The organism is Rhodococcus sp. P3_B8, from assembly GCF_056402775.1.
In genome coordinates this window covers 26,672-43,711 of the sequence record NZ_JBFUGT010000039.1, presented here as the reverse complement: position 1 = coordinate 43,711, position 17,040 = coordinate 26,672, and the positions used below count along the sequence as shown (strand labels likewise).

The window sequence follows — 17,040 nt, the reverse complement described above, 5'->3', positions numbered from 1 at the left end:
GGTCCTTGGTGTCCAGGACCAGCGGGATCGAGTTCAGGCCCGCGAAGTTCTTGAACAGGGCGGACTTGCCCTCCATCACGGGAAGCGAGGCCCGCGGGCCGATGTCCCCGAGACCGAGTACCGCGGAGCCGTCGGAGACGACGACCACCAGGCGGCTGGTCCAGGTGTACCGGTCGGCGAGGGTTTCATCGGCGGCGATGGCGCGGGAAACCTGCGCGACACCCGGGGTGTAGGCGATGGACAGATCACGCTGGGTGTCGAGCGGGGCGGTCAGTTCGACGGACAACTTGCCGCCGAGATGCCCGGCGAAGATCTCCTCCGCCGTAAGCTCGACCTTCTGCGGTGTGGTGGGTTCGGACACGACAGTCACGGGTGTACTCCAAAGGTATTGGGAGGGACTCGGTGGTGGGATTTCAGTGCACGGCGGCGAACCGGGCCGCGGGCGCGGAGAGCACCTTGCCGGACCAGCTGTGGTGGGCGGGGTCGGCGAGAAAGACGAGGGCGGTGTCGAAATCCGGAGTGATGTGCTCGTCGGGGAAAGCGGGTGACGGGAGTTCGTCGACCAAGCGGATGGTGTTGACCTGTAGGGTTCGTGCGCTGATGTCGTGTGCCGCGGCGGCGGTGAAGGCCTCGATCGCGCCGTCGATCACCTGACGGGCCAGGGTGGATACCCCTGTGCCAGTCTCTGTTCGGTTCACGCCGACGATGGTGACGATCGATCCCGCGCGGTTGCGGTCACTCATCGACTGCATTGCCCGGCGCACGGTTGTGAACAGCATCCGCAGGTGAGCGTGGAGGAATCGGTCCCAGTCGTGGGGATGGATCGATTGGAGTGGCGTGCCGGTGGATTCGGGTCCGGGGATCCAGGCGGCGTGAACGACGGTGTCGATATGGCCGTGGGTGTCTTCGATGCCGGTGAACAGCCGGTCGACCTCCCCGTGGATGGTGAGATCGGCGACGGCGGCGGTCGCGCGGCCACCGATGCCGGTGATGTCGTGGGCGATCTGTTCGGCCGCCTCCGAAATGAAACTGTGTGCGATGACGTCGAATCCGTGCGTGCCGAGAGTGCGGGCAGCATAGGCGCCCTCAGGCTGTTCGACGCCGGTGACCAGAACCAGTCTGTCTCGTGCGGGTGGAGTCTGCGGGTTCAGCGGAATGGAGTCCACCAGGGCTAGTCCGTCCTTCTGGGATAACTCGATCGTCAGGGTGCGCCGGTGTCGGCGAGGATCCGCTGGGCTCCGGCCACGGCGACGGCTGTCATCCGAGCCGCTGCAGGGTGTGCCCCATGCGGTCGCGTTTGGTGGTCAGATACGACCGGTTGTAGACGGTCGGTGACGACTCGTGTGGGATTTGTTCGGCGACGGTGATGCCGTGATCGCTCAGGGCCCGAACCTTGTCGGGGTTGTTCGTCATCAGCCGCACTCGGCCCACCCTCAGGTCGTCGAGGATTTCGCAGGCGACGCGGTAGTCGCGGCTGTCGACCGGCAGGCCGAGACTGACGTTGGCGTCGATGGTGTCGAGGCCCTCATGTTGCTGGAGTTCGTAGGCGCGCAGTTTGTGACCCAGGCCGATTCCGCGGCCTTCGTGTCCGCGAAGGTAGATCAGGACGCCGGTGCCGGCGTCGGCGATCGCGCTCATGGCGGATCGGAACTGGGGGCCGCAGTCGCAGCGCAGGGAGCCGGCGAGGTCACCGGTGATGCATTCGCTGTGCAGCCGGACCAGCGGGGCGTCGTCGGCGGCAACGTCACCCATCACCAGGGCCAGGTGCTCGACGCCGTTGCCGGGTGCTTGATAGGCGAGCGCGTCGAATGTCCCGACCTCGGTCGGCAGGGTGCTGCGACCGGACCGGAGAACGATGTTCTCGGAGCGGGCGGCACTGTGGCGCAGCGGTGTCACCGTGCTCGCCGCGCGTGAGCGCCAGGCGCGCAGTTCGGCGATGGAGATCATCGGGATCGAGTGCCGTGCCGCGAGTTGCCGGAGGTCGTCGCGGCGCATCATCTCGCGCCGGTCGGGGGTGACGATCTCACAGAGCAGGGCGGCGCCGCTGAGCCCGGCCATGCGGCACAGGTCGACTCCGGCTTCGGTGTGCCCCGGGCGCTCGAGAACACCTCCGGGCTTCGCGAGCAGCGGCATCACGTGGCCGGGCCTGGCGAGGTCGGCGGGGTGCAGGGCGGGGTCGGCCAGTGCCCGGATGGTGGCGCCGCGATCGCCCGCACTGATTCCCGTGGTGGTGCCGTGCCGGTAGTCGACGCTGACCAGGAAGGCAGTGTTGTGGGCTTCGGTGTTGTCGGGGACCATCAGGTCGAGACCGAGCTTGCCGGCGCGGGCCTCGTCGATGGCGACGCAGAGAAACCCGGATGTGTGTTCGAGGAAGAACGCGACCGCATCGGTGCTCGCGTATTCGGCGGCCATGATCAGGTCGCCCTCGTTCTCGCGGTCCTCGTCGTCGACGACGAGGGCCATTCCCTTGTTTGCCAGTGCGGTGACCGCGTCCGAGATGGTCGACATGATCGCTGGCTCCTTCCTTGGCGAACACACGGAGTGTGGTGGGACGTTCTGGGTCGAGGCGGAGTCGCGGGCTGACATCGTTGTCGGCCCGACGACTCCGCGCTCGGGATTGTGGGTGGTTACCGCTGGTGCGGAGCGGAGGTTTGGCTGAGGCTGCGGCCCATCGTTTCCGGGGCGAGGAGCTGGGAGACCGAGGCGCCGACGACGCAGATGCCGGCGGCGATGAGCATCGTGGTGCCCGCGCCGAGGTTGTGCATCGACCAGGGCAGCAGGAACGTGCCCAGACCGGCGCCGACGCGGCTGAACGCGGTCGCGAAACCCGTACCGAGGCCGCGGATCTCGGTCGGGAAGATCTCACCCGGGTAGACACCGGTCAGCGCGGTGCACATGGCGTTGGCGAACGCGAAGACCAGGAAGCCGATCAGCACCAGTACCGGCGGTGCAGAGGTCCACAGCCCGATGGCGGCCAGGACCGCGGCGCACACCCACTGCTGCGGGATGGTCAGCTTCCGCCGGCCGATGCGTTCGATGAGCAGGACCGAAACAACCACACCGGCGAGGGCGAGGCCGTTGACCCCCAGGGCGCCGACGAGTCCGTCACCGAGACCGTAGTCGGCGAGCACGCTGGCCGCGAAGGTGGCGATGGCGAAGTACGGTGCCACCACGCAGAACCAGAACACGGAGATGAAGATCGTCGCGCGCCGGTAGGCCGGGGAGAACAACATCCCGAAGGTGCCCTTGCGGGTTTGCTCGTTGGTGATGTCGAGGACGTCGGCGGGGTCTTCGAGATACGTATGGGCGATCTCGGTTGCCTCTTCGGTGCGGCCCTTGTTCATCAGCCAGCGCGGGGATTCGGGCATACCCAACCGGGCCAGGAGCAGGATGACGGCGGGCAGAGTGCTCGAGCCGAGCACGATGCGCCAGTCGAGGGACCACACGGTGGTCATCAGGAAGCCGGCGATAAAGGCCGTCATGAATCCGAGGTACCAGGCGACCTCGTTGCAGGCCATCAACCGGCCGCGCAGACGGGCGGGAGCGAATTCGGCGAGCAGTGGCCAGCCGACCGAGTAGTCGGCGCCGATCGCGACGCCCATCAGAAGCCGGACCAGGAACAGCTGCCACGTCGAGTCGACGAAGAACTGCAGGACCGAACCGACGGTGAAGATCGCCAGATCGATCGTGAACAGCGGCTTGCGGCCGAGTTTGTCGGCGAGCCAGCCACCGAGGGGGCCGCCGATGAAGATGCCGATCAGCGCGGACGCCCCGATCAGCCCCTCCCAGAACAGCGACATGCCGAGATCGAGGGTGATGGCCCCGATGACGGTGCCGATGATGCCGAGGATGTAACCGTCGATGAACATGCCGCCGGCGATGACACCGGTCAGCTTGACCAGGAAGCGCTGCTTGTCGACTGACTGTTGGCCGATGTCCACGGCCTCGTTGTTCGTGATGGTCATCAGGCCTCCTCGCTCGTGCGCTTGGGCATGGCGATCACGACCGACGACGGTGGGCAATCGCCGTGCGCAGTGGCGGATGGGCGGGAAGCAGATGTTCGCACGTGTTGTCACAACCTTCGTGAAATGGTGCACGGCCGCGGAATCCGAGGGATCTCCGGCGACTGCGGGTCGGTGGGATGGGCTCTATCGGTAGGGCGCTGCAGCGCAACCGTGCTGCGTGTTCATAAACTGAACGATGTGGTCAAAAGTGTGACATGGGACTCAGGGCGCGTCAAGACCTGTCCCGGGACGCGCGATGAATCCGGGCGTGCCGCCTCGCGGTCGGCGCCGGCGGATCGCGCCCCACTTATGGCGCCAGCTGGGAATTCGGTACACATCCCAAGTCGCCAGCGCCTGGGCCCGTGCGGTCGTGGGTCGGTGATTGGCCGGGGGCTGCGTCGCTCGAGTGCGGGCTGTACGCATGCTTCCCCTGAGCGCGCTCCGCCCGGCACACGCCCGGCGTCCGTCGCTCTTGACAGATTGTGACCTACAGCTCAGGATCAATGGCGAGAGGTTTTGAACGAGACGTTCAGTTTATGAACATCACGCGTACGCAGGGGTCCCGAATCCGTCCCCTGAGTTCACGGCGGTGAGGAGTGGATATGGCGGACAATGCCCACCAGCAGCACGAAGCCGATGTCGTCGTGGTCGGCGGCGGCATCGCCGGGTTGATCGCCGCCCGGGAACTGTCCGGCACAGGACTGAGTGTCGTGGTGCTCGAAGCGCGCGACCGGCTCGGCGGACGGGTGTGGACCGACCATCGTCTCGGTCGGGACCTCGAGATCGGCGGCACCTGGATGCACTGGGTGCAGCCGCACGTGTGGGCCGAAATCACCCGATACGGACTCGAGGTGACCCGCGGACCGCGCGCGGAGCAGGCGTACTGGCTCGCCGGCGACCAGGTGCGCACCGGCACGCTCGATCAATTCATGGAACTGATCGATCCCGGTATGCGTCGGCTGCTCGCCGACACCATGAAGTTCGTCCCCCGGCCCGATCTGCCGCCGGCAGCACCCGAGCTCGCGAATATCGACCGGTACAGCGTGCAGGACATGCTCGACCGATTACAGCTGAGCGAGGACGAATACCAGGCGAACGAGGCGGCGTGGGTCGGCCACTTCAATGGCCCTCTCACCGAGGGGGCMTTCACCACCGCCCTGCGGTGGACCGCCGCCGCCGCCGGCTCGTGGCATTTGATGCACGAGGCGTCGGCAGTATTCCGCCTCGCCGCCGGCACCCAGGCCCTGGTGGCGGCGATCGCCGCCGACACCACCGCGGAACTGCGCACCGGCGCGGAGGTCACCCGCATCGATCACGACGCCGAACGCGCTCACGTGCACCTGAGCGACGGTCACGTGATCACGGCGCGTCGAGTCGTGATCACCGTTCCCCAGAACATCCTCGGCGATCTCTCCGTCACCCCACCGCTCAACGACGGCAAGCTCTCCGCAAGCAAGGAGAAGGCGGCCTCACGCGGCGTCAAGTGCTGGATCCGGGTGCGGGGTCCGATCGCCCCGTTCTTCGCGTACTCCTCCGCCGCCCACCCGCTGTCGGTCGTGCGCACCGAATACCTCGGCGACGACGACGCGGTCCTGGTGGCGTTCGGCGCCGACTCGACGCGGCTGGATCCGAACGATCGCGATGCCGTGCAGCGGGCACTGACCGTCTGGCGTGACGATCTCGATGTCCTCGAGGTGACCGGACACGACTGGATGAGCGACCCGTACTCGCGGGAGACCTGGATGATGCACCGCCCGAACCAGGTCACTCGCTACCTGGGCGCGCAGCAAGCTACCGAAGGCGTCCYGCACTTCGCGAGCAGTGACATCGCCAATCTGTGGGCCGGATTCATCGACGGCGCCATCGAGAGTGCGCTGCGTGCCGCACGAGACGTCGCCACCGAACTGCACCCCGACCACTCCGCCCGCGCCGCTGCCGGGGCCGGCACCACGATCTGACAAGGAGTCATCATGCCTACTTCCACCATCGACCAGGCGCACTACCGGAATGTGATGGGGAACCTGCCCACCGGTGTGGTCGCCCTGTCCGGCATCACCGCCGACGCGGAGTACCCGTGCGGCCTGGTGGTCGGTACCTTCCAGTCGTTGTCGCTGGATCCGCCGTTGGTCAGCTTCAGTGTCGCGCACACCTCCACCAGTTGGCCGAAGGTCCGGGCCGCAGGACGACTGTGCGCCAGCGTCCTCTCCGCCGGCCAGGAATCGGTCTGCCGCGCACTCTCGAGCAAGCAGCCCAACAAGTTCGCCGACATCGACTGGTCCCTCTCCGAGGCCGGATCACCCCGGATCGACGGGGCGCATGCGTTCGTCGACTGCGAGGTCACCCACGAACTCGACGGCGGCGACCACGTCATCGTCATCGCCCGGGTGTTGCAGATGGACACCGGACACGGCGAGCCTCTCGTTTTCCATCAGGGCCGACTCGGTGGAATCCGGCAACTCACCGCCGCCTGACCCACACACCCCGGCTGCGCCGCACTCCGGCGCGAGCCTCGAACTCAGAAAAGGATTTCGCATTTCATGACTGACACCCGTTCGATCGAGCAGGACACCACCGACGCACAGCTCGACCGTCTCCTCGACGCCGCGGCCGCCGCCGCACCGCTCTGGGAGGACCGCACCCCCCACGGTCGCGCTGCTGTGCTCGTCGCGATCGCCGACGCCCTCGAGGCGCACGCGGAAGCGCTGGTCGCCGAGGCCCTCACCGAAACCGGGCTTCCCCAGGCTCGGTTGAGCGGTGAACTGAACCGCACCTGTGTGCAGTTGCGGATGTTCGCCGAGGAACTGATCGACGGCACCTTCCTGGACGTGATCATCGACCGCGCAGATCCCGACTTCGTCCTCGGCGCCCGCCCGGACCTGCGCCGGTATCAGATCCCCGTGGGCCCGGTCCTGGTCTTCGCCGCCAGCAACTTCCCCTTCGCGTTCTCCGTCGCCGGCACCGACACCGCCTCGGCGCTCGCTGCCGGCTGCCCGGTGGTGCTCAAGGCCCATCCCGGCCACCCCCGCACCTCCGCCGCCACCGCCGAGGTCGTCGCCGGGGCACTGTCCGCGGCCGGCGCCCCCGACGGCACGTTTGCGCTGATCAGCGGTTTCCGGGCCGGCACCCGTGCCCTCGAGGACCCGCGGATCGCCGCTGCCGCCTTCACCGGGTCCGTCGCCGGTGGCCGTGCCCTGTTCGACATCGCCGCCGCCCGACCCAACCCGATCCCCTTCTTCGGTGAACTCGGCAGCGTCAACCCGGCCGTCGTCACCGCCGGTGCACTCGACGAGCGTGCCGAGGCGATCGCGTCCGGCTTCGTCGGTTCGTTCACCCTCGGAGCCGGACAGTTCTGCACGAAGCCCGGCATCCTGCTGGTGCCTGCCGGATCGCCGATCACCGAACAGATCACCGCCCTCTCCCAGCAGGTGCCCGCGGCGCGGATGCTCACCGCGAAGATCGCCGAGGGTTACCACCATCGGATCGAGGCGGCCGCCGCGGCACCCGGCGTCGAGGTCCTCGTCAAGGGCACCGCATCGACCGGCGAGAGTGGGGTACCCGAGGTCACCCCGACGCTGCTACGCACGACCGCCGAGCAGTTGGTCGCCCAGGCGGACACGCTGCTCGAGGAGAGTTTCGGCCCCGCCGCGATCATCGCGGAGTACGGCTCCGAGGACGAGGTGAACCGAGTCCTGAACGGTGTCGACGGCACCCTCACCGTGACCGTCCACACCCGCACAGAACCGACCCCCGACGAACGCGACCAGCTCCGCAGGATCACCCGGATCGCCGCCACCCGCGCCGGGCGACTGGTGTTCAACGGGTGGCCCACCGGCGTCGCGGTCACCCCCGCCCAGCACCACGGCGGCCCCTACCCCGCCACCACCGCGGTCTCGCATACCTCGGTGGGCACCACTGCGATCCGCCGATTCCTGCGCCCGGTCACCTACCAGGACGCCCCGGAAGTGCTCCTGCCCGCACCGATTCAGGAACGCAACCCCCTCGAGATCCCCCGCACGGTCAACTCTGCCGGCGAATCGTCCACTTGGGGCCGCGCCCAGTCCTGACAACCGACGAGCGCGCGGTATGCGCCCGAGAGTGCCCCACCCAGCCGCCCCGGCGTTCACTATATGAACGCCGGGGCGGTAGAGTGGTCGTGGAAGCGCGCACCCGAGGGTGTGGTGCGCACCGACGCGACAAAGGGGTGGCATGAGCGAAGTACCCGAACCGACGGAGATGACGAACAAGTCGGTGACCAAAGCGGTTCGGCTGCTACGGGAGTTGGCCGCGCACCCGCGCACCGGCGCCACCGTGACCACGCTCGCGAAGGGGGTCGGGATCTCCCGGCCCACCGCGTTCCGTCTGCTCTACAGTCTCGAACGCACCGGGCTCGTGGACCGAATCGACAACAACTACATCCTCGGCTGGGAAATGGCCCGCCTCGGACGGCGCGCCGACCCCTACGCCGGACTCGTCGCGCGCGCGCAACCGCTGCTGCAGGAGCTGGCCGACAAGTTCAACGAATCGGTGACGCTGTCGGTGCCGAATTCGCAGGACGGCCTGGACCTGGTCGCCGAGGCCGCCGGCTCGCACGTGGTCGGGATCATGAGCCGCATGTCATCGCACATGGTCGGCCAGCAATATCCGCTGCACGCCAGCTCCACCGGCAAGGTACTGCTCGCCGAGATGCCGCTGGACAAGGTGCTCGCGCTGCTGCCCGAGAAGCTCGAGGCCTATACGCCCCACACCATCACCGATCGTGCCGTTCTGCTCCGGGAACTCGATCAGGTCCGCGAGCAGGGGTTCGGCATCATCGACAACGAACTCGAAGAAGAACTGATTTCGCTGTCGCGGCCGGTGCGGGACTCCTCCGGCACGCTGGTGGCGATCTTGACGCTCAACAGCCCCCGCTACCGCTTCGGGCGCGACCGCATTCCCGAAGCGCTCCAGCAGATGCAGGCCATCGTAGAGCGCCTCGTCGAGGTGTTCTGGCAGGACGCGGTGGGCGAATAGTCCCGCCGATCAGCCATTCTGGGTGAATCACCGAGAAACCGGAGCCCTGGTACGGACTCCGGTTCCCGGTGCTCTCGGCGGATGCCTCTCGTGATTCCGCTTGGGGGCGTTTCGGTCAGGTTCGTGCGGGCTGACCGACGCGGGGGGCCGAGGTTTCGCTCAGGTTGCGGCCCATCGTTTCCGGGGCGAGGACCTGGGAGACTGCGGCGCCGACGACGCAGATGCCGGCGGCGATCAGCATCGTGATCCCGGCGCCGAGGTTGTGCATCGACCAGGGCAGCAGGAAGGTGCCCAGGCCTGCACCGACGCGGCTGAACGCGGTCGCGAAACCGGTTCCCAGGCCACGGATCTCGGTCGGGAAGATCTCCCCCGGGTAAACCCCGGTCAGGGCGGTGGACATGGCGTTGGCGAACGCGAAGACCAAGAAGCAGATCAGCACCACCGCGGGCGGCGCGGACGACCACAATCCGATGATCAGCAGGACCACCGCGCAGACCCACTGCTGCGGGATGGTCAGCTTCCGCCGGCCGACACGTTCGATGAGCAGGACCGAGACCATGACGCCGACCAGGGCGAGGCCGTTGACCCCGATGGCGCCGACGAGTCCGTCACCGAGTCCGTAGCCCTCCAGCACACTGGCTGCGAACGTGGCGATCGCGAAATACGGTGCCACCGCGCAGAACCAGAAGATCGAGATGAAGATTGTCGCCCGCCGGTAGGCCGGGGAGAACAGCATCCCGAAGGTGCCCTTGCGGGTGCCCTCGTTGGCGATGTCGACGACGTCGGACRGGTCCTCGAGGTAGGCGTGGGCGATCTCGGTTGCGTCTTCGGTGCGCCCCTTGTTCATCAGCCAGCGCGGGGATTCGGGCATGCCCAACCGGGCCAGGAACAAGATCACCGCCGGAACGGTGCTCGAGCCGAGCACGATGCGCCAGTCGAGGGACCACACGGTGGTCATCAGGAAGCCGGAGACGAAGGCGAACATGAAGCCGACGTACCAGGCGACCTCGCAATAGGCCAGCAGTTTGCCGCGCAACCGTCGGGGGGCGAATTCGGAGAGCAGCGGCCAGCCGACGGAGTAGTCGGCCCCGATCGCGATGCCCATCAGCAACCGGACGGCGAACAGTTGCCAGGCCGAGTCGACGAAGAACTGCATAACCGATCCGAGGATGAAGATCGCCAGGTCGATCGCGAACAGCGGCTTGCGGCCGAGTTTGTCGGCCAGCCAACCGCCGAGGGGGCCGCCGACGAAGATGCCGATCAGCGCGGAGGCGCCGATCAGCCCCTCCCAGTACAGCGACATATCCAAATCGAGGGTGATGGCACCGATGACGGTGCCGACGATGCCGAGGATGTAACCGTCGATGAACATGCCACCGGCGATCACACCGGTCAGTTTGACCAGGAATCGCTTCTTGTCGACCGGCCCTGGGTCGGCCTTCGTGCCGACCGGGCCGTCCTCATACTCTCCGACGGAATCCGTGTTGGTAATCGTCACCAGGTCACTCCTTGCTGGTGCGCGTCGACATGACAGCCGACGTGGACGGTGCGAATGCCGTCCGGGGCGGGGAAAGGCGGGGATGAAGTGTGCGCGTGTGTCGGCGGCACCGTGTTCAACCACCGACATTGCAAACGTTCAATAAGTGAACGCCACGATCAAAATTGTGACATGCACCTCATGAACCGTCAAGACCCCAGTTCCTCACAGCTGCGACGAACCCTGCTCTCGCTTCAGGGGGATGCCGGCCGCGCGGGATGCGGACCGAGGGTGTGAACTTCCAAAAGCCCGGTTTCGACAGCACAAATCGACAGTGTCGCGAAATGGAATGCCCAGGCCCTGCCGCCTGCCGAGGTGGGTGGCGCGAGCGGCCGGGTCGTCGCCCACCTTGACAAGCTGTGACCTACACCGCACTATTCATCAACCACGAAGAATGAACGCACTGTTCACAAAGTGAGAGCCGCGCACACCAGGTCCCAGTCGCGGGACGGTCTCGTCCCCGGTCTGCGGAATCGGCCACGCAGCGCAGACGATGGGAGAGTTTCAGATGCGGCTGATCAATCTCGACGGCCGCCTCCAGGTTTCGACGCGGAGCGGCCCCGTCGATGTCGAGGCGGAGAGCCACGGCTACTTTTCGTCCGAACCGCAGAAGATCTACGAGCGGTGGGCGGAGTTCGTTACCTGGTACACGGGTAACCGAGACAGAATCACCCCGACGCACTGCGGCGGGATCGACCCGGGACGGATCGGGTCGCCGGTGCCGGCGCCGCGCCAGGTGTTCGCCGTCGGGTTGAACTATGCCGACCACGCGGCCGAGTCCGGGGTGGAGCGACCCGAGTCGCCGGTGATCTTCACCAAGTTCGCGTCGGCGATCTCGGGCCCGGTCACGACGGTGCCTCTTCCCTCGGAAACAGTGGACTGGGAGGTCGAACTCGTGGTCGTGATCGGCCGGGGTGGACGCAACATCCCGGCCGATCGGGCATGGGAGTCCGTCGCGGGGTTGTCCGTCGGGCAGGATCTGTCCGACCGCGGCCGGCAGTTGGCCGGACCGGTTCCGCAGTTCAGCCTGGCGAAGTCGCATCGCGGGTTCGCCCCGATCGGACCTGCTTTGGTGACGATCGACGAATTCGACGATCCGAACGATCTCACGCTGGAGGCCGGAATCAACGGCGAACTCGTCCAGTTCGGACGTACCGCGCAGATGATCTTCCCGGTTCCGGCGTTGATCGAGCACCTGTCGCACACCCTCGAGCTCTATCCCGGCGACGTGGTGTTCACGGGAACGCCCGCCGGTGTGGGGGTGGGCCGGACACCACAGCGGTTCCTCGCCCCCGGTGACGTGCTGCGTAGTCGTATCACCGACATCGGCGAACTCGTCCAGACCTTCACCTCCAGAGAACCGGTCGCCGCGCTGGTGTGATCGGGGTACACCTGCCACGGCGCACATCCCCTGAAACGCAGAAGGAGCGAACCTTGTTGCCGGAACACATGACCGCAGTTCTCCTGACCGGACACGGAGGGCTCGACAAGCTCGAGTACCGCACCGACGTCCCTGTCCCTCGAGCCGATCAGGGCGAGGTGTTGATCGAGGTCGCCGCCGCCGGGATCAACAACACCGACATCAACACCCGCATCGGGTGGTATTCGAAGACGATCACCTCCGAGACGAGCTCCGGTGGCGCGAGCGGCTTCGAGTCGGTCGACGACGACGACGCCAGCTGGTCCGGCACGACCCTGAAATTCCCCCGAATCCAGGGGGCGGACGTGTGCGGGCGCATTGTCGCGGTCGGCGACGGTGTCTCCCCGCACCGCATCGGTGAACGGGTCCTCGTGAGCACCATGCTGCGCAGCTACGTCGACTACCGCCCCTACGAATGCTGGACCTTCGGTAGTGAGGTCGACGGCGGCTTCGCGCAGTACGCGGTGGCACCGGCACGGGAGACCTACGCGGTCGACTGCGACTGGAGCGACGCCGAGCTCGCGGCGCTACCGTGCGCGTACTCGACCGCCGAGAACATGCTGCACCGTGCCGCGGTCGGAGCCGAACGCGTGCTGATCACCGGCGCATCGGGCGGTGTGGGCCTCGCTGCGGTGCAGCTCGCGAAACGCCGCGGCGCCACGGTGGTCGCCGTCTGCTCGCCCGACAAGGCGGCAGAGGTGAAGGCGCAGGGCGCCGACCAGATCATCGAGCGGGGAGCCGATCTGATCGGAGCGCTCGGTGCAGGATCGGTGGATGTGGTGATCGACCTCGTCGTGGGACCGCAGTGGCCTCAACTGCTCGACGTGTTGCGCACGGGTGGGCGCTATGCCATTGCCGGTGCCATCGGTGGGCCGATCTCCGAGATCGACCTGCGCACGGTCTACCTCCGGGACCTCACGCTGTACGGGTGCACCTTCCAGGTCGACGTCGTGTTCGAGAACCTCATCGGATACATCGAGCGGGATGAAATCCGTCCGGTCGTCTCGGCCACCTATCCGTTGTCCGACATCGTTCGCGCGCAAGAAGATTTCCTTGCCAAGAAGCACACCGGCAAACTGGTGCTGGTTCCACCGACCCCAGAGAAGTGACCGAGCCCGGCCGACCTCCGCTGCTCCACCCGCTACCGGTACAGAACTGGGATTACATGTCCGACAGATGTTTCCGCCTCCCTCAGCGCTCGACCGCTCATTGTTCCGCGGCGGGGGTTCCAGGATGAGGAGCGATCGGTGGTTCGCGCGCGACGATCTGGCCGGCTTCCTGCATCGCTCCTCGATCGCGGCCACCGGTATGGACAGGCACACCCTCGACGGGCGCCCGGTGATCGGCATCTGCAATTCGTGGTCGGACCTGGTGAGCTGCAACTTCCACCTGAGGGGACTCGCCGACGCCGTGAAGCGCGGCGTCGCCCGGGCCGGCGGCATCGCCGTCGAGTTTCCGACCATGAGCCTGGGCGAGAGCCTGATGAAACCGACCGCGATGCTGTACCGCAACCTGGTGGCGATGGAGGTCGAGGAGTCCATCCGGGCGTACCCGATCGACGCCGTCGTACTGCTCGGCGGCTGCGACAAGACCGTTCCCGCGCAGCTCATGGGTGCGGCCGGTGCCGACGTGCCGGCGATCGCCCTCACCGGYGGCCCGGCGAACCCCGCGATCTTCCGGGGCCGGGAACTCGGTGTCGGAACCGACCTGTGGGGGTACGTCAACGAACTGCGTGCCGGGCGGATGAGTCAGTCCGACTTCGACGAGCTCGAGGCGGCATCCATGCCGTCGGTGGGGCACTGCCCGGAACTCGGCACCGCGTCCACCATGGCCGCACTCACCGAAGCTCTGGGTATGGCCCTGCCGGGGAGCGCGACGATACCGGCCACGAATTCCCGGCGCTACGCGTTCGGTGAAGCGACCGGCGAGCGCGCCGTGACCCTGGCCCGCAGCGACCTTCGGCCGTCGCAGATCCTTACCGCGGCCGCCTTCGACAACGCGATCACCACCCTCATGGCGCTCGGTGGCTCCACGAACGCGGTGGTCCACCTGCTCGCGATCGCCCGCCGGGCCGGGGTCCCGCTCGCCTTGGATCGCTTCGACGAGATCTCCTCCCGGACACCGCTGATCGCCAACCTGCGACCGAGCGGCGAGGAGTTGTTCTCGCGCCTCAACGCCGTCGGCGGCATCCCCGCGGTCCTCGACCGGCTGGCCCCGCTGCTCGACCCCACCGCGCTCACCGTGACCGGCGAGCCGCTACTGGCCGGGGCCCGCCCCAGCCCGGTCGACGACGTCGTCCTGTCCTCGCTCGACACGCCGTTCGCCTCCACTGGGGGCATCGCGGTGCTGCGGGGCAACCTCGCCCCCGACGGTGCGCTGATCAAGACCAGTGCCGCGACACGAGCGTTGTTGCGGCACCGAGGCCCGGCGCTCGTCTTCGAAAATCACCACGAGCTCAGCCACCGCATCGACGACCCGGACCTCGATGTCACACCGGACACCGTGCTGGTATTGCGCAATGCCGGTCCCGTCGGAGGACCCGGAATGCCCGAATGGGGAGCACTGCCGCTACCCGCGAAGATTCTGCGTCGAGGGGTCACCGACATGGTGCGCATCTCGGACGGCCGAATGAGCGGAACGGCGTTCGGCACGGTAGCCGTGCACGTCGCGCCGGAGTCGGCCGCGGGCGGGCCGCTGAGCAAGCTCCGCACCGGTGATCCGGTAGTGCTCGACGTCGATCAGCGGCTGCTCGCTGTGGATGTTCCCGACGACGAGTTCCACCGGCGAGCCCCGGCGACCGCGCCGGACAGTCCCTCGCGGGGATACCTGCGGCTGGTCAACGACCACATCATGCAGGCCGACCAAGGATGCGACTTCGACTTCATGCCCGCAGACGGCGCCGCGCAGGACCTGGCTCCGCGCTCGATCCCCGCCGGCTGGCACGGAGGTTGGTAGTGCCTTCGCGGACGGTCGCCGATAGATGCACCGAATGGAGTACAACAGAATGACGTCGAACTCACCCTCCCCTTCGCTCGGAGCATGGCTGACACTCGACTCCGTGTTCGCTGCCGAACTCATGGTGCGAACAGGATTCGATTGGGCCGTCATCGATTTGCAGCACGGCGCGATAGGAACAGACTCGGTAGTGCCCCTGCTCTCTGCCGTGCAGGGCGCCGGCGCCGAGGCCTGGGTACGGACGCAGGCGACGAACTACGCACAAGCGAACTGGGCACTCGACATGGGGGCCGATGTCGTTGTCGTGCCGCAGATCGGCTCGGCCGCCCAGGCACGTGAGGCGGTGGCCTTCTGCCGCTACGCCCCCGAGGGGCACCGCTCGTGGGGACCGATTCGGGCAGCACTACGGCCGGCCTCGGCACCCCCTCAACGGGTCTACCTGATGATCGAGGACACGTACGGCCTGGCCGAAGCCGACGACATCTGCGCGACGCCCGGGCTCGACGGGATTCTGATCGGTACCGCAGACCTCACGTTGTCCCTGGCCGGCTCCGCCTCGGATGTGCTGGGCGGAGCTACTTTCGATGCCGTTCGCACCATCGTGGAGGCATGCACCCGCCACGGCCTGGACGTCGCCGCCTACGGGGGAAGTCAGGAGATGACGACAGCCTGCTCCGAAAACGGTATCCGGACGGTCTCTCTCGCCGCCGACTACGAAGTACTTCACGAAGGAGCTCGAGCAGCCTTGGCGCAGGCGCGCGCTTCGTATGCGGCACAGGGTGCCCGGCTCTGACATCTGTTGCCGTACACGTTCTTGCGTGGAGCGAGGCCCGCCTCGGGGTGAGTGGCAACACCCACCCCGACGCGGGCCTCGCTGCTACCTCAAGCGCTCCACACGGCGACCGGGTCGCCGAGCACGGCCTCGTCGACCTCGATTCCGAGGCCGGGGGCGGTAGGGGGCAGGATGCCACCGTTCTCGGTCAGTACGTCGAACCTTGCGGTCTGCAGCGTGACCATGTCCTCGCAATTGAGGACGCACCGCAGGGTGCGCGGCGGGACGGTGGCACCGAGCTGCACGATCGCCGCGAACGCGATGGACGAGCCGACAGTGTCCTGCACACTGACGGTCATCCCCGCAGCGCGGCAGATGTCGCGGTGACGACGGCCCCGGGTCAGACCTCCGGCCTTGGAGATCTTCAGGCCGATCCCGTCGGCGACATCGTGTGCCGAGGCGAAGGCGATGTCGTCGTCCTGCTGGGCGAGTTCGTCGATGATGATCGGGTACGGGCAGCGCTGGCGCAGTGAGATCGTCTCCCGCCACGTGGCACACGGGGCCTCGAGCACGAAGTCCAGGTTCGGCGGCAGCATCCGCAGCATCCGCAGCGCGGTCTCCGGCAGCATCCCACCGTTCGCGTCGACGAGGAAGAACTCACCGGGCTGCTTGTCGGCCAGGGACGCGGCGATCCGCTCCGCATCGAGCGCGGGTCCACCCTCGCTGTCGAGTGCACCGATCTTGATGGAGTGACCGCGGTATCCCTTGGCACGGTGGTCGGCAACCCGGCGGCGCATCTCCTCCGGTTCACCGGCGTAGATCGAGGAGATCATCGGCATCGGAACACCGGTCGGGCCGCCGAGGAGTTCGGCGACCGGAAGTCCGACGGACTTGCCGAAGACGTCCCAGCAGGCCACGTCGAGTGCGGTCTTGGCGTGGTTGTGGCCGACGAGTGCCTCGTCCATGGCGTCGTTGATCCGGTCGACCTGACGCGGGTCCCGGCCGAGGAGGTGCGGTGCGATCTCCGCAATCCCGGCGCGGGTGCCGAGAGCATGGGAGGCGATATAGGTCGAGCCGAACGGTGTGCTCTCGCCCCAACCCTGGATGCCGTCATCGGTGGTGATGCGGACGATGGAGGCATCGAACGAGCTGTACGAACGGCCGCCCGAGAGCAGGTAGACACCGCCCGAGTACGGCAAGTCCACCTGGAAGAGTTCGATCTGCGAGATCTTCACCTGTTCTCCTTATTCATCATCTGTTCTCGTACGTTGTGTCTGTCGGGCCGCCGCGACACGTCAGCCCTTCCCGCTTCAGCGAGAGGGTCCCGTTCGTCTTTCGAATA

13 protein-coding genes and 1 pseudogene are annotated in these 17,040 nt (G+C 67.1%); 8 read left to right on the top strand and 6 right to left on the bottom strand.

What is annotated here, in order from left to right; translation table 11 throughout:
• The 4 genes and pseudogenes from AC1D1G_RS16080 to AC1D1G_RS16065 form a co-directional block, all read right to left on the bottom strand.
• A pseudogene (locus tag AC1D1G_RS16080) lies at positions 1-370 on the bottom strand (NAD-dependent malic enzyme); the annotation flags it as partial.
• 43 nt (positions 371-413) lie between these two features.
• A complete protein-coding gene (locus AC1D1G_RS16075; protein WP_477952863.1) occupies positions 414-1,166 on the bottom strand; it encodes an SDR family NAD(P)-dependent oxidoreductase in 753 nt (250 codons plus the stop codon).
• A 91-nt stretch (positions 1,167-1,257) separates the two neighbouring features.
• Positions 1,258-2,508 carry a GTP cyclohydrolase II gene (ribA, locus tag AC1D1G_RS16070; protein ID WP_477952861.1) on the bottom strand — a complete coding sequence of 417 codons (1,251 nt, stop codon included), beginning with the start codon at positions 2,506-2,508 and terminating at the stop codon, positions 1,258-1,260.
• Between the two features lie 119 nt (positions 2,509-2,627).
• The gene (locus tag AC1D1G_RS16065; protein ID WP_280779448.1) at positions 2,628-3,965 is read right to left on the bottom strand and encodes an MFS transporter; all 1,338 of its coding nucleotides are present in this window, start codon (positions 3,963-3,965) and stop codon (positions 2,628-2,630) included.
• 641 nt (positions 3,966-4,606) lie between these two features.
• Here AC1D1G_RS16065 and AC1D1G_RS16060 point away from each other — a divergent pair.
• From AC1D1G_RS16060 to AC1D1G_RS16045, 4 genes are all read left to right on the top strand, one after another.
• Positions 4,607-5,962 (top strand): flavin monoamine oxidase family protein, encoded by a 1,356-nt coding sequence (locus AC1D1G_RS16060; RefSeq protein ID WP_477952860.1) that lies wholly within the window; start codon positions 4,607-4,609, stop codon positions 5,960-5,962.
• Between the two features lie 12 nt (positions 5,963-5,974).
• Positions 5,975-6,475, top strand: a complete 501-nt coding sequence (locus tag AC1D1G_RS16055; protein ID WP_477952859.1) for a flavin reductase family protein — start codon at positions 5,975-5,977, stop codon at positions 6,473-6,475.
• A gap of 66 nt (positions 6,476-6,541) precedes the next feature.
• Entirely contained in the window at positions 6,542-8,068 is a 1,527-nt protein-coding gene (locus tag AC1D1G_RS16050; protein ID WP_477952858.1) for an aldehyde dehydrogenase (NADP(+)), read from the top strand.
• Between the two features lie 142 nt (positions 8,069-8,210).
• Positions 8,211-9,014 (top strand): IclR family transcriptional regulator, encoded by an 804-nt coding sequence (locus AC1D1G_RS16045; protein WP_005249938.1) that lies wholly within the window; start codon positions 8,211-8,213, stop codon positions 9,012-9,014.
• 115 nt (positions 9,015-9,129) lie between these two features.
• Here the strand turns inward: AC1D1G_RS16045 and AC1D1G_RS16040 are convergent, their stop codons facing one another.
• Positions 9,130-10,512, bottom strand: coding sequence for an MFS transporter (locus AC1D1G_RS16040; protein WP_477952857.1), 1,383 nt, complete (start codon positions 10,510-10,512; stop codon positions 9,130-9,132).
• A 532-nt stretch (positions 10,513-11,044) separates the two neighbouring features.
• On the opposite strand from AC1D1G_RS16040, the gene AC1D1G_RS16035 reads away from it, so the two are divergent.
• From AC1D1G_RS16035 to AC1D1G_RS16020, 4 genes are all read left to right on the top strand, one after another.
• Entirely contained in the window at positions 11,045-11,932 is an 888-nt protein-coding gene (locus AC1D1G_RS16035) for a fumarylacetoacetate hydrolase family protein (protein ID WP_477952856.1), read from the top strand.
• Positions 11,933-11,985: 53 nt separating this feature from the next.
• Positions 11,986-13,080 (top strand): alcohol dehydrogenase family protein, encoded by a 1,095-nt coding sequence (locus tag AC1D1G_RS16030; protein ID WP_477952854.1) that lies wholly within the window; start codon positions 11,986-11,988, stop codon positions 13,078-13,080.
• A gap of 124 nt (positions 13,081-13,204) precedes the next feature.
• On the top strand, positions 13,205-14,926 hold the full coding sequence (locus tag AC1D1G_RS16025) for a dihydroxy-acid dehydratase (protein WP_477952853.1): 1,722 nt from the start codon (positions 13,205-13,207) through the stop codon (positions 14,924-14,926).
• Positions 14,927-14,975: 49 nt separating this feature from the next.
• A complete protein-coding gene (locus AC1D1G_RS16020; RefSeq protein WP_477952851.1) occupies positions 14,976-15,719 on the top strand; it encodes an HpcH/HpaI aldolase family protein in 744 nt (247 codons plus the stop codon).
• 89 nt (positions 15,720-15,808) lie between these two features.
• Here AC1D1G_RS16020 and AC1D1G_RS16015 read toward each other — a convergent pair whose 3' ends face one another.
• Positions 15,809-16,933, bottom strand: a complete 1,125-nt coding sequence (locus AC1D1G_RS16015) for a mandelate racemase/muconate lactonizing enzyme family protein (RefSeq protein WP_477952849.1) — start codon at positions 16,931-16,933, stop codon at positions 15,809-15,811.
• Positions 16,934-17,040 lie beyond the last annotated feature (107 nt).